12 protein-coding genes are annotated in these 12,310 nt (G+C 64.4%); 5 read left to right on the plus strand and 7 right to left on the minus strand.

Annotation, left to right across the window (positions count from 1 at the left end):
* Window positions 1-33: 33 nt before the first annotated feature.
* From BLT62_RS08365 to BLT62_RS08390, 6 genes are all read right to left on the minus strand, one after another.
* Window positions 34-1,578: a relaxase/mobilization nuclease domain-containing protein gene (locus BLT62_RS08365; protein ID WP_083363638.1), complete on the minus strand. Its 1,545-nt coding sequence runs from the start codon at window positions 1,576-1,578 to the stop codon at window positions 34-36.
* Between the two features lie 3 nt (window positions 1,579-1,581).
* A complete protein-coding gene (locus BLT62_RS08370) occupies window positions 1,582-2,100 on the minus strand; it encodes a hypothetical protein (RefSeq protein WP_083363639.1) in 519 nt (172 codons plus the stop codon).
* 302 nt (window positions 2,101-2,402) lie between these two features.
* Window positions 2,403-2,783: a hypothetical protein gene (locus BLT62_RS08375; protein ID WP_083363640.1), complete on the minus strand. Its 381-nt coding sequence runs from the start codon at window positions 2,781-2,783 to the stop codon at window positions 2,403-2,405.
* Window positions 2,784-2,918: 135 nt separating this feature from the next.
* Window positions 2,919-3,917, minus strand: coding sequence for a DUF2637 domain-containing protein (locus BLT62_RS08380; RefSeq protein ID WP_083363641.1), 999 nt, complete (start codon window positions 3,915-3,917; stop codon window positions 2,919-2,921).
* Window positions 3,917-4,276, minus strand: a complete 360-nt coding sequence (locus BLT62_RS08385) for a hypothetical protein (protein WP_083363642.1) — start codon at window positions 4,274-4,276, stop codon at window positions 3,917-3,919. The genes BLT62_RS08380 and BLT62_RS08385 overlap by 1 nt, the downstream gene beginning before the upstream one ends.
* A gap of 512 nt (window positions 4,277-4,788) precedes the next feature.
* Complete coding sequence (locus tag BLT62_RS08390) at window positions 4,789-6,288, minus strand: recombinase family protein (protein WP_083363643.1); 1,500 nt, start codon at window positions 6,286-6,288, stop codon at window positions 4,789-4,791.
* 78 nt (window positions 6,289-6,366) lie between these two features.
* Here BLT62_RS08390 and BLT62_RS08395 point away from each other — a divergent pair, with 78 nt between their 5' ends.
* Window positions 6,367-6,714 (plus strand): DprA-like winged helix domain-containing protein, encoded by a 348-nt coding sequence (locus BLT62_RS08395; protein ID WP_083363644.1) that lies wholly within the window; start codon window positions 6,367-6,369, stop codon window positions 6,712-6,714.
* Between the two features lie 25 nt (window positions 6,715-6,739).
* On the opposite strand, the gene BLT62_RS08400 is transcribed toward BLT62_RS08395, so the two are convergent.
* Window positions 6,740-7,384 carry a TetR/AcrR family transcriptional regulator gene (locus BLT62_RS08400; RefSeq protein ID WP_083363645.1) on the minus strand — a complete coding sequence of 215 codons (645 nt, stop codon included), beginning with the start codon at window positions 7,382-7,384 and terminating at the stop codon, window positions 6,740-6,742.
* A gap of 490 nt (window positions 7,385-7,874) precedes the next feature.
* Between BLT62_RS08400 and BLT62_RS08405 the strand changes: the two genes are divergently transcribed.
* The 4 genes from BLT62_RS08405 to BLT62_RS08420 all read left to right on the plus strand — a co-directional run bounded on the left by BLT62_RS08405 (window position 7,875) and on the right by BLT62_RS08420 (window position 12,308).
* Window positions 7,875-9,536, plus strand: a complete 1,662-nt coding sequence (locus tag BLT62_RS08405; protein WP_083363646.1) for an ABC transporter substrate-binding protein — start codon at window positions 7,875-7,877, stop codon at window positions 9,534-9,536.
* Window positions 9,537-9,639: 103 nt separating this feature from the next.
* Entirely contained in the window at window positions 9,640-10,512 is an 873-nt protein-coding gene (locus BLT62_RS08410; RefSeq protein ID WP_172829669.1) for an ABC transporter ATP-binding protein, read from the plus strand.
* Window positions 10,509-11,321, plus strand: a complete 813-nt coding sequence (locus BLT62_RS08415; protein ID WP_083363648.1) for an ABC transporter ATP-binding protein — start codon at window positions 10,509-10,511, stop codon at window positions 11,319-11,321. Before BLT62_RS08410 ends, BLT62_RS08415 begins: the two co-directional genes overlap by 4 nt.
* A 3-nt stretch (window positions 11,322-11,324) precedes the next feature.
* Window positions 11,325-12,308, plus strand: coding sequence for an ABC transporter permease (locus BLT62_RS08420; RefSeq protein WP_083363649.1), 984 nt, complete (start codon window positions 11,325-11,327; stop codon window positions 12,306-12,308).
* Window positions 12,309-12,310: the final 2 nt, after the last annotated feature.

A 12,310-nucleotide genomic window follows, 5' to 3' on the forward strand; every position in this document is an offset into this window, starting at 1 on the left:
AGGCCTCACCCCGATGCCGATCCGTGGCAGGCGTCAGTCGCCGAGTTCGGGGCCATGCTTGCTAAGCGCGGTGGCGGGCGTGGCGTCGTCGAACCACGCGGCACGTTCGAGTCTCCGCTTGCGTTGCTCAGGTGTCAGCGCTTTGCGTTCTGCGTGTTGCGCAGCCGACACCGGCGGTAGGCCTAAGCGACGGCTACGCGCGTTGATCTTGCGAAGCTTGTCTGAGTTGTCTGAGTTGTCTGAGTTGTCTGAGTCGTCTGGGGCGTCTGGGGCGGCCAAGACAGTCGTGGTGGCGTCACCCGCACCTGAGACCCAGAGAGTCGATTGGGCGACTTCCTGGGCTTCGTCAGCTTCGCCGGTATTCGAAGGCGATGGAGTGTCGGGAAGCTGCTCGGCGGACTGCGGAGGGGTGACGGCGGGCTTCTGCACCGCCGTCGCCGAAGTCTTATCCATGATGTAGTCAGCGATCATGCGTTGTGTGTTGGCCTCAGCTTGTTTGCCGACCTCCTCCAGCGCGGCCAGCATCCGCTCATTCATCGATGTCATCCGCGCCGCCGGCTTGTGCTGTGGGGTTGGCGGGACCGACGGCGACACTGTGGCAATGACAGGCACGAGCAAAGCCTGTGCTTGCACCAACGCACCATTGCGCGCCAGAGCCTCCTCCACAGCGTCCATCTCGAAGTCTGCGCCGAGCGTTGCGCACCGTCGCCGGGCGCTCGATGAGGGTTCGGCGAGTGTGCCGTCGGGCTGCTCGCGGAGCATGCCATAAGAGATTCCACGGCCCTTCTTGCCTCGCTGCTCAATGCGCACGCCGTAAGTTCGGCCGGCCTCGACGAAGCTAGCCCAGTCAGTCGCAGCAGGATCCGTAAGAGCCCGCCCGATGCAGTGCTTGAGAACTGTCGCGCTGAACGGCTCTGGATCGTGTGGAAACCCGAACTCGTCGGCGATCTCGTTGTTGACCTCCCACTGGATGTGGCGCTGGAACTCGCGAAGCTCGCTGTGCTGAACAGAGTGCGCTCTTCGCATGCCACTCGGCTCGCCGCGCTCTCGGCGCTCGGTTGCGTCAGAGAACGCCTGCTTGAGATCTGCGCGCTGCTCGAACCCTTCGGACTCGAGAACTCGCTCATGAGCTTCGACGAGGCGGGAATGCATGACGATGCTGCTGTTGAGGCTCTTGCCCGTCTTGGTTTCGATGCTGTTAATGACCAGATGATTGTGAATGCACCCGGTCTTGCCATCACGCTGAGTGACAACGAGCACTTGCCGTCCAGGGAACCTGTCTTCGGCGAGAGCCCTCCCGAGTTTTTGCGCGGTCAGCCAGGAGTCGGGTGAGTCGGGCAGGAGCTCGTCCTTGCCGAACGATTCGATCACGTGGTACGCCTGCACGTAGGCGCCGGCTTTGTCCTTGTTGAACTTCTTGCGCACATCGCGCATCTGCTTGTCAGCAACTGACACGAGCAACCCGCCGACACCGGAAGCCATGACGTATCGCTCGCCCCGCTGGTCCTTCTTGTCGGCGAGGACATAGTTGACTAGTGCAGCGCTGCTGCGCGTTGGGCTCGCCATGATGACCGCCATGGCTCAACCCTCGCCGTGGCGAGGGAACCCGCGAGCGACCAAGAGTGCGATCCTGTGCTCGATGTCATCGGGCACGGCGCGAAGCGCTGCGACGCCTTCGAGCGCTGCGGAAATCTCCGCCGCAATGACTGGGTCACCCATGTTGAGCCTTTTGGAAATCTGATTCAGATTGCCGCTCAGGTGGGCAGCATGATTGCGTATCGGGCCGAGCTCGTAGCCGAGTCGGTCGGAGATCGCGTGCAAGCCCCAGCCGGTTGAAGCTGTGCCGCTGCGCTCGATCGCAAGCGCCCTAGATTCGACGTCGGCCGCACCCAGCTTGTCGGTGATGAGCAGCCGAAGTGCCTCGCTGAAAGTGACCGCGTCGAGGTCGCGACCGCTCGTCTCGGCCAACGCTCGCCGCACGTCTTCGACCGCTCGTTCCTCATCGTCGCTGAATCTCAACGTGCGGCGCTTCGCGAAGTTGACGGCCTTCTTCCTCGGACGCTTCGGCGTCGCTTCGCTCGCCTCATCGTTCCTCGTCATCAGTCCGCCCCCTTCGCTCGGTCTCTCTTGCAGCCTGGTCCTGTGTTTCCCACGCTCCGCGAGGGTGGTACCAGCCTACAAGAGAGACGGCAAGCAGTTTATCCGTCAGACATATCGCTTCGCTCTTGTCTTCCGCACAACGGCTTGGTCAGGCCTCCGGCCCGACACCCGGGGGAGCGCTGGTGCCTCCCCCCGCCTGCGCCGGGTCCCCCCTCCGAGACGACGAAACCCCGCCGCACCGTACGGTACTGACGGGGTTTCGTCGTGCGCATCGCCACAGCCATGCTGTGACTCCTCAACGGTCATCCAATCGGGCGGAAGCCCGTCGTTTGACCGGAAGCAGTCGACGCCGCGCCAAGCGCGGTCGCCGCCTGTGGCCGCTGCTGGGACCCGGCAGCGCGCAAGTCTCGCTCGCCGACGAGCAGCGCAACTGCCTCGACAAGACGGGCGCTTCGTTTGGTCTCGTCCTTGTCGGTCGAGACCTGCACTGGTCCGTTCTTGCCCTCCCGCGTCGCCGGCTTCTCGGGTTCGATGCGGAGCATCTCGTAGAGCTCCTCGGCCGCCGCGCAGCGCGCGAACGCTGCGGTCTTCACGGACTCCTTTACTCGCCTGTCGTACGCTTCTTGCTCGGCATGGAGCTTGGCGATCTGTTCAGCTCGGATCTGCGACTTTGTTCGCCTCATGTTCGTTCCTTCGCGTCATGTGTCTGTTGTAGTGGTGAGCGGTGTGCCACACGCAGCTCTTGCCTGCGCTCAGCTCGGTCGGTTTGATGGACGCGGTCAGCTCCATTTCTCGTTTTCACGTGGTTCGGAAACTACTCACCCGCTGGCGCGCAACATGTCAGGAGCTTGCTTGCGAGCATCGGCGAGACGACGCAACACTGTCCGGTCGTTCAGGGGCTTCCCTGCCTCCTCGAAAAGCTGCGACAGAGTTGCCTTTGTCACGTCACGCCCAGTGGCGGCTCGCGAAACGATCCAATTGACCTGTCCTGCCCGGTCAGCCGGGATCGACTCCACTGCGTGCAGGCGCGCTACCGGATCCGTAGGCGTGACAACGTGAGTCGCGCCCGTAATAAGAGCGACAGTCACTGCGTCAGGTGTTGTGTCAGGGGTGACAGCAGCAGCGACAGGTTTGTCGTGGATCGCGACAGTCGCGCCAACCCTTGTCGTGCCAGTGTCGGGGGCGGTGACAGCTGCGACAGTGGCCGCGACAGCAGCGCTATTCTCTACCTTTGAGCTGACTGGTACAGGTGACGCTGGCATGACAACGTCGTCGATTGACACGAGTTTCGCGACCGGCGGTTCGGTCGGTGTCAACAGGCGCACGAGCATCTCGCTGGATAGCAGCAGCCCAACCGGTGGGATGGCACCCACGAAGATTGCGAACCCCATCGAGATGCCTTGGCTGGGGTCGTACAGGGCTGCTGTGTGCACACCGTTTCCAACAACTGACACGATGGCGAATCCCGACAACGTGACCCACGGCCACACTGTCGCACGGCGTGAACGACCGCGCCAGGCGAAGATCACGAGCATCGCGGTGACGATGCTGCCATCCACGATCAACGGCCACGCCCACGCAATACCCGCGGGAATACCCGAGCGGGACGCGAGGTCACGCAACACCTCAAACGAGAGGACGAAGGCCAGCATAGATATTCCCGCCACTAACGCCGCAGCCACAGCGGTTAGCAAACGCGGGACGCGAGCCGGAGCTGAATTGGTAGAGCTCTTGGTGGTGCCGGCAAACGTTCTCGGATCCGCCCCGCCTTCCGTGGGGTGGATTCTTGTTTCTGGGGAGTGTGAGTCTACGGTCATCACGCAGCCCCTTTGAGACGGGCCGCGATGCGGTCGCACTGCTCGTCGGAGAGCGGGCCGCTGAAGGCAAGTACGCGATTGGCCGCGATTTCCAGCTCCGCGAGGGCGGCGGTTGCTCGGTCAGTCGAGACCTTCACTCTCTCGAGCGCTTCGAGCGCGGAGAGGCGTACGTAGTACTTGATGCCGACGCGCTCGTAGGGGAGCGTGCCGTCCTTAACGCGGCGCCGGATGGTGTACATGGATCCGAAGCGGCGCTCGCCGCGCTCATTCCGGATCTCGGACGCCTCGGAGAAGTCGAGGAGGACATCCTCGGTTGGCGCTGCGAAAGGTCGCAGGTGGGTGATGGGGGCAAGGGGCATAGTCAACCTCGAAAGTGTCGAAACTTTCGAGGGACCGATTCGCCTAACCTATTACCGGTCGTCTGGCGGTCGTGCACCGACGGTGCGCGTCCTCTCGTCGAACTTCGAGGTGATGTTGCCAGTGCACTTCGAGGGTGTTCTTGCCCTTATATCATTTGGGCCGTGTCCATTATACCGAGGCACGCCTAGCTCTGCCCGAGATGTTGGTTAGTCGGCGTGTCGCTGCACTCCGGGGCAGTACCCGTTTCTCTATCTAGTCAAGAAACCTGTCACATTGTCACCCATGCGTCGGATCCCGCAAGATCTCGCAGCAGAATCGGGTGACAAGTTGGATGACGGGCGGATGACAGAGGCCGACACAATGTCACTCTCGCCATGACCCCACGGGGCTCGTTGCTGGCGAATGCGCTACGACTTTGATTCTCCGGGCGTGCTGCAGCATCTACGTCCTTATTAGCTACTCCGCGCCGGCAATGCAGGCCTGTCGCTGTGGTCCGCCGTCCAGTGATATCTCAGCCTTCGGGCAACTCCCACGCGATGCGCCGCAGCGCCCACGCGCGTTCGGTGTACTTCTCCCCGGTCTCAGGATCGACGCTGCGCACACCTCTGCTCGCCGGATTGATCGTGAGCTGAAGGCCGAGGTCAGCGATGATCCTTCGCTTCTCGAGCACCGCCAGCGCGTCCCATTTCTCGGGGAGCGACTCGGACAGTCGAATGTCGCTCAACGGAGACTCCTCCCTAATCGCAGTCAGCTTCGCTTGGGCGCGCTCCAGGCGCTCGCTCAGATCGGCGAGTTTCTCGCGGGCCTTTGCTTTATCCATCAGTCCCTCGCCCACAAGTTCCGTAACGTCATCGCGCCGCCGTTGCAGGTCGGCGATCTCATTCTGCAGAGGGAGGGCGTCGTCGCTCGGTCGCATCGCTTTCACGACGCGCTCGTCTGCCAACTTTTTCAGCACGACTGTCCTCACGAGTGCATCTACGTACTCCCCCCGGATCGACGCGCAGTGCTTGTTGAAGCAGACGTACGCGGTCGTCTTTGCGCGGGTACCATCCTCGCGAAAGACTGGCACTCGGATGGGATGGCCCTTCGCGTTCACGGTGTTCGTCCGAGCCTTTAAGTCTTGCAAGTGGGTGAACATCTGTCCGCCGCAGGTGCCGCACGAGAGCATTCCACTCATCAGATGCTTCGGCGTCACCGCCCACGAGCGCTTTCGTTTGCGGTTGAGCTTCAACTCTCTGAAATCCTTCCACTGTCGCGGCGTTAGGATCGGAGCCCACTGGATCTTCTTGCCCTCGTCGAGGTCAACCTCCTCGTCCTTGTAGCTCGAGATACCACCGTAGTGAGAGTTCTCAAGCATTCGCTGGACGCGTGAGCCTTTCCACTGTTCACCTAACAAAGGCTTGATGCCGCGTCTGTTCCAGTCCATCGCAAGCTCCCGGTAGCTTGCACCCTTGAGAACACGCTCGTAGCCCTCGAGGATGATTTCGGCTTCTTCGGGCACTTGCACGATCGTCCCGTTGACCCGTTGATAGCCGTAGGGTCGGAGGCTGAATTGCCAGTGGCCGTGCTCCGCGAGCTGTTGGTTCTTGGAAATCTGGCGAAGCCGCTTTTGTTCGCCTTCATACTGCGACCATGCAGCAACTGTTCGGGCGACTGCGCGTCCAGCGGGCGAGGACAGATCCAAGCCATTCTCCGCAGAAGTCACGAAATACACAGGGACGCCCACGTCGATGACGCGCTCCAAATCCTTCGTTAGGCGCAAGAGACGATCCTGGTGCCACGCGACAATCGCCTTCGGCTTCGCCGCGAGCATGGCCTCGAAACCTGGACGCGGTTTGCCTGTCGTCGCACTCTGGTCATTGTCGCTGTAGACATGCTCGACATTGAGATTCAGCTTCTTTGCAAGCTTTCGGCAGTCCTTCTCGTGTCGCTCGACGCCCAGTTCCTCGCCGCTGCGATCCTGTGACATACGCACGTATATAACGCAGCTTGCTTGACCAATTGTTGCCATGGCAAAAGGATATCTAAGAATAACCCTGCCGGGCACGCGGCGGCGGCCGGTCGCCCGCTCGGCGCGGTCCCCGGCCCGGTGACGAGCCCGGCCTCCGCCGGCTGCCACCGGCTGCTCCGCGACTACGACGCACGCTGTGTGACGAATGCGGCCGAGATGGCCGAGCTGCTGGAGCCGGATGCCGCGAGTCCGGAGACGAGCTCGGCGCCGGGCCCGGCCGCGGCGGGGCGCAGCCGGGTGCAGGCCGCCCCGGATCAGCTGCGCGTGCTCGACGCGCTCAGCACCCGGAGCGCGCGCGGCGTGAGCGATATCGCCGTGCGCAGCGGGATGGCGCCGAACGCCGTCATCGCCACGCTGGGCGTGCTGGAGCTGGAGGGCAGGGCGCGGGAAGACGAGCGCGGCTGGCTGCGCCGGCAGCCCGGCTAGCCGGCTAGCCGGCGCGGGGGCTGATCTAGTCCGCGTGTTCCCCGAGCACTGGCGGCCGCGGGTCCAGCACAGCGGAGACGATCGCCTCGATGGCGAATTCGCTGGCCTTCGCCAGGTCGACCTCGTCCGGCGTGAGCAGCCACTGCACCTGCAGACCGTCCATGACGGCCATGATGCTGGCCGAGGCGTGCGCGATGGCCGCCGGTGTCTCGACGCCCCGCTCGGCGCACATGACCTGGAAGGCGTGGACCGCCTCGTCGCGCAGCGTCTCGTAGCGCTGCTCGAAGTATTCGCGCGCCGGGTTGCCATCGGTCACGGACTCCGCCGACAGCACCGCATAGGCCTGCACGACGCCCGCGCGCCGCGCGTTCGCGCTGGCCGTGCGGATCAGGTGTCGGAAGAACTCGATGCCGTCCGGGATGTGCTGCTCTTCGAGATCCTCGACGTCGCTCTCATCGCGATACTTGAGAACCTCCAGGAGCAGCTGATTCTTGGACCCGAAGTGGTGCAGGATCCCGGCGTGCGTCATCTCCACATGCTCGGCGATGTCGATGAGCGTTCCGTTCGCATACCCCTTGCTGCCGAACACGTCGAGCGCGGCGCGGAGGATCTCCTGGCGTCGCGCGATCGTCTCCGGGCGTTGTCGCGGCTGTCGTTTTGTCGTGTTCATGTGTGTTCGCACTCGGTTCGGCGTAGGAGGTGGGGCTGGCCAGCGGTACGCGGCTCAAGTGTTTCCTGAGCACAGTGTATGGAGTCTGCGCAGGATTTCGGGGCCAGCGACCGTGTTCGGCGAGCCGCGAAATCCACTCTGGAGAAGATGGCTTGCCAACTTGCTGACAGGCCAGTAAGTTAAACCCTAGCGCGTTCGACACTCGATGATGAGGAGCACCATTCGTGACACCGAAGTCCGTAGTCGCGACCCAGAGCTGGGCCGCGAGCACTGCTTCCTCCCCGTGTCATCTCTGCTCATCCTCGTTTCGCGCTGTGAGTGAGTGTGCCATCGGCCCGTCCGTTGACACCGCGGTCACACGGATGGAGCCCACACAGAAGGGCGACGTCACACCTCGCGGTCACCAGGCCTGCACCATTGCGCCTGTATTCATGTTGAGTCACCGCGCGGGGGATCCGCTCCGCCGCGCCACAGCACTGAGGAGAAAGTAATGAGATTGAAGCCATCGTTGGTGGCCGTCGGATTGGCGGCCGCTCTCGTGTTGACCGGATGTGCGGCGGGGGCGGGCGGCCAGGAAGGCTCGGCCAGCTCTGCATCCCTGACGATCGCCAAGCCGGACGGGGCCATCGCCACGGAGTCGAACAACCCCTGGGTCGGCGACTCCTCCGGCCTGAAGCTCGGCTACATCAACGCGATCCTCGAGCCCCTCGGTATCGTCAACCTGATCGACCCGAGCGCGGACGTCAAGCCCTGGCTCGCCTCTGAGATCGTCTGGGCCGACGACTACAAGTCGGTCGTGCTCACCGCCCGCGACGGCGTCAAGTGGAACGACGGCGAGGACTTCAGCGCCGACGACATCGCGTTCACCTTCAACCTCTTCATGTCCAACCCCGAACTCGACACGGCCGCACTCGGCCTGACCGATGTCGCTGTGGACGGCAACACGGTGACCCTGTCGTTCGAGAACGCGATGTTCGTCAAGCAGGACAAGGTTCTGCACAAGCAGATCGTGCCCGAGCACATCTGGAAGGATGTCGCAGACCCGGCCACCTTCGAGAACCCGGAGCCCGTCGGCACCGGCCCGTACGTGTTGGAGAGCTTCAGCACCCAGAGCGTCGAGCTCACGGCTCGCGATGACTACTGGGGCGGCGAGCTCGCCGTGCCGACCCTGTACTACGTCTCCTACAACGACAACACGGCGCTGACCACCGCCCTCGCCAATGGCGACGCGGACTGGGCGCAGGCCTTCATCCCGAACGTGCAGTCGGCGTTCATCGACAAGGACCCGGAGCACAACGTGTTCTGGGCCGCCGCGGGCCTCGGCATCGACGCGATGTTCGTCAACACGCAGACCAAGCCGTTTAACGACCTCGCATTCCGCCAGGCCGTGAACCTCGTGGTCGACCGGGAGAACCACGTGCAGATCGCGCGTGAGGGCAGCGTTCCGCTGCTCAGCTCCGTCACCGGCCTGCCGACCCCGGCCGGCGACGCGTTCATCTCGTCCCAGTTCGCCGGCAAGGAGCTCTCCGTCGACGTCGACGCAGCCAAGGCCGTGCTGACGAAGGCTGGCTACACCTGGAACGGCGAGACGCTGGTCGACCCGAGCGGCGAGACCGTCACCTTCACGATCGAGGTGCCGCAGGGCTGGAACGACTACGTCACGGGCATCAGCCTGATCGCGGACTCCGTGCGCGCGCTCGGCGTCGAGGCCACCGTCAACACCCCGGATGCCGACACGTGGTGGGCGGCGAAGGGCAACGGCGACTTCCAGGCGATCCTGCACTGGACCGACACCGGGGCAACCCCGTACGACCTCTACAGCGACATCATGGATGGCCGCTGGCTCCTGCCGATCGGCGAGAGCGCCAACTTCAACTTCGGCCGCTTCGACAACGCCGAGGCGACCGCAGCCCTGGCGGAGTACGCCAACGCAACCGACGCTGACACCCGCGCGGCCGCGCTGGAGACGGTGCAGAGCATCTTCGTCGACCAGGTCCCGGCCATGCCGCTCGGCACCCGGCCGTTCATCGCCTCGTACAACACTCGCAACTTCGAGGGTTGGCCGGGCGAGGAGAACCCGTACATCCCGGCCGACCCGACCCAGCCGACGGCCGTGCTGATCCTGACCGAGCTGACCGCAGCCGGCAAGTAGGGTCCGGACGTACTCAGCGCTCCGTCTTCGGAGCCTCGGGGGTGGGGCAGCCCAGGCCGCCCCACCCCCGTGCACTCGCACCCCAGAGAAGTGGAATTGAGCAGTGACTAGCCAGAAATTGCTGACGGTCTCGAACTTCAGCGTGACCTACGACGTCGACCCGCCTGTGCAGGCGGTGCGTGATGTGTCGATCGAATTGGAACGCGGGGAGATCCTCGGCCTGGCCGGGGAGTCCGGCTGCGGCAAGACCACACTCGCCTACGGCATCCAGCGGCTGCTCAAGCCGCCCGCCGTGATCACCGGCGGTTCCGCGATCTTCCACGACAGCTCCGGCGAGGACATCGACCTGAACGCCCTGAGCGACAGCCAGATCCAGGCGTTCCGCTGGGACAAGGCGTCCATGGTCTTCCAGGGGGCGATGAACGCCCTGAACCCGGTCATGAACGTCGGCAAGCAGCTCGGCGACGTCTTCACGACCCACCGCCCGCGGATGTCGCGCTCAGAGCGCATCGAGGAGTGCGGCAAGCTCCTCGACATCGTCGGGGTCGGCCGCGACCGGTTGCGCTCCTTCCCGCACGAGCTCTCCGGCGGCATGCGCCAGCGGGTGATGATCGCCATGGCCCTCGCCCTCAAACCGCAACTGATGATCATGGACGAGCCGACGACGGCCCTGGACGTGCTGGTCCAGCGGGAGATCCTCCAGCAGATCTCCGAGTTGCGCCGCGTGTTCGGCTTCTCCGTGATCTTCATCACCCACGACCTCCCGCTGCTGTTGGAGATCTCCGACCGGATCGCGGTGATGCGCGAGGGGCGCATCGTCGAGATCAACACCGCGGCGAACATCTACCACGACCCCCAAGACGAGTACACCCGCAAGCTGCTCGCCTCCTTCCCCAGCCTGACCGGGGAGCGCGGGGACTTCGTGCGCGGTGCCCGCGGGAACCAGATCGAGAAGCAGAGCGAGATGGCGCTATGACGACGCTGGAATTCAAGAACGTCAGCAAGCGCTACCGCGTGCGCGGCTCGGGCGAGATGCTCGCGCTGGATGACGTGAGCTTCACGCTCCGCTCCGGCCAGACGCTCGCCCTCGTCGGGCAGAGCGGCAGCGGCAAGTCGACCATCGCGAAGATCCTCACCCAGCTGGAGCGCGCCTCCAGCGGGCAGATCCTGCTGGACGGCAAGCCGATCCCACGCGGCGGGCGCGCACTGCGCAGCTACCGCCAGCAGGTGCGCATGGTCTTCCAAGACCCGTTCGCCTCGCTGAACCCGTACCACACCATCCGCCACCACATCGAGCGCCCGCTGCTGCTCGACAAGGTCGTCCCGCGTGCCGACGTCGAGGACGAGGTGCTCCGCCTGCTGGAGCGGGTGCGGCTCGACCCGGAACAGACCATCGACCGCCGCCCGCACGAGCTCTCCGGCGGCCAGCGCCAGCGCGTGGCCATCGCCAGGGCGCTCGCGTCCCGGCCGTCTCTGCTCATCGCCGACGAGCCCGTCTCCATGCTCGACGTGTCGATCCGGCTCGGCGTGCTGAACCTGCTGGCCGACCTGCAACGCGAGTCGAACCTCGGCGTGCTCTACATCACCCATGACCTGGCGACGGCCCGGCACTTCAGCGACGAGATCATGGTGCTCAACCACGGCGTCGTGGTGGAGCGCGGGCCAGCCGACGACGTCATCCTGCACCCGCAGAACGAATACACCCGCGCGCTGCGCGATGCCTCGCCCGACCCAGAGAAGCACTTCGGTGCCCTGGGCTCCCCGACCACGTCCGCCAGGAGCTGATCCGTGATTTTCCTGCTTCGCCGCATTGCGTTCTACCTCTTCACCGCGTGGGCCGCGATCACCATCAACTTCTTCCTGCCGCGGATGATGAAGGGAGACCCGATCTCCGCCTATCTGCAGAAGAACCAGGGCAAGATCAGCCCGGATGCGATCGAGTCGCTGACCACCCTGTTCGGCCTCGACTCCGACCGCTCACTGTGGGAGCAGTACATCGACTACTGGCAGCTGCTCTTCAGCGGCGACCTCGGCCGGTCCTTCTCCCGCGGGCTCGCACCGGTCACCGACGTCATCGCCTCTGCTCTGCCGTGGACGGTTGGCCTCGTCGGCATCGCCACGATCCTCTCCTTCCTCATCGGTACCTCCATCGGGGCGTACATCGGCTGGCGCCGGGGGAGCAGGGCCGACCTCGTCGTCCCGTTCGCCACCTTCTTCTCCACCGTTCCGTACTTCTGGATGGGCCTGATCGCGATCGCGGTGTTCTCCTCCGCCCTCGGCTGGTTCCCGGCCTCGCACGCCTACGGCAAGGGAACGCGGCCCGGCTTCACCCCCGAGTTCATCGGCGAGGTGATCGCCCACGGGACGCTCCCCGCGCTCACGATCGTGGTCGCCTCACTGGGCGGCTGGATCCTCGGCATGCGCAACATGATGGTGACCGTTCTCGACGAGGACTACGTGACGGTGGCCCAGGCCAAGGGCCTGAAGCCCCGCCGCGTGCTTGTCAACTACGCGGCCCGCAACGCCATGCTCCCGCAGCTGTCGAGCTTCGCCCTCTCACTGGGGTTCATCGTCGCCGGCACCATCGTGATGGAGCTGGTCTTCTCCTACCCGGGCGTCGGCAAGCTCTTGCTCGATGCGACGACGGCCAAGGACTACCCGTTGATGCAGGGGCTGTTCCTCGTCATCACGCTGACGGTGCTCGTGGCCAACATCCTCGCCGACATCGCCTACGCGGCACTCGACCCACGCACACGCCAGATGGAGGCCTAGGC

It is taken from the genome of Microterricola viridarii (genome assembly GCF_900104895.1).
In the GTDB taxonomy this organism is placed as follows: Bacteria; Actinomycetota; Actinomycetes; order Actinomycetales; family Microbacteriaceae; genus Microterricola; species Microterricola viridarii.

What these genes read in the sequence shown, in the direction of transcription:
- BLT62_RS08390 (WP_083363643.1), bottom strand. Translation starts at nt 6,288, where the DNA reads ATGGCAACAATTGGTCAAGCAAGCTGCGTTATATACGTGCGTATGTCA.
- BLT62_RS08400 (WP_083363645.1), bottom strand. Translation starts at nt 7,384, where the DNA reads ATGAACACGACAAAACGACAGCCGCGACAACGCCCGGAGACGATCGCG.
- BLT62_RS08375 (WP_083363640.1), bottom strand. Translation starts at nt 2,783, where the DNA reads ATGAGGCGAACAAAGTCGCAGATCCGAGCTGAACAGATCGCCAAGCTC.
- BLT62_RS08415 (WP_083363648.1), top strand. Translation starts at nt 10,509, where the DNA reads ATGACGACGCTGGAATTCAAGAACGTCAGCAAGCGCTACCGCGTGCGC.
- BLT62_RS08380 (WP_083363641.1), bottom strand. Translation starts at nt 3,917, where the DNA reads ATGACCGTAGACTCACACTCCCCAGAAACAAGAATCCACCCCACGGAA.
- BLT62_RS08385 (WP_083363642.1), bottom strand. Translation starts at nt 4,276, where the DNA reads ATGCCCCTTGCCCCCATCACCCACCTGCGACCTTTCGCAGCGCCAACC.
- BLT62_RS08370 (WP_083363639.1), bottom strand. Translation starts at nt 2,100, where the DNA reads ATGACGAGGAACGATGAGGCGAGCGAAGCGACGCCGAAGCGTCCGAGG.
- BLT62_RS08365 (WP_083363638.1), bottom strand. Translation starts at nt 1,578, where the DNA reads ATGGCGGTCATCATGGCGAGCCCAACGCGCAGCAGCGCTGCACTAGTC.
- BLT62_RS08405 (WP_083363646.1), top strand. Translation starts at nt 7,875, where the DNA reads ATGAGATTGAAGCCATCGTTGGTGGCCGTCGGATTGGCGGCCGCTCTC.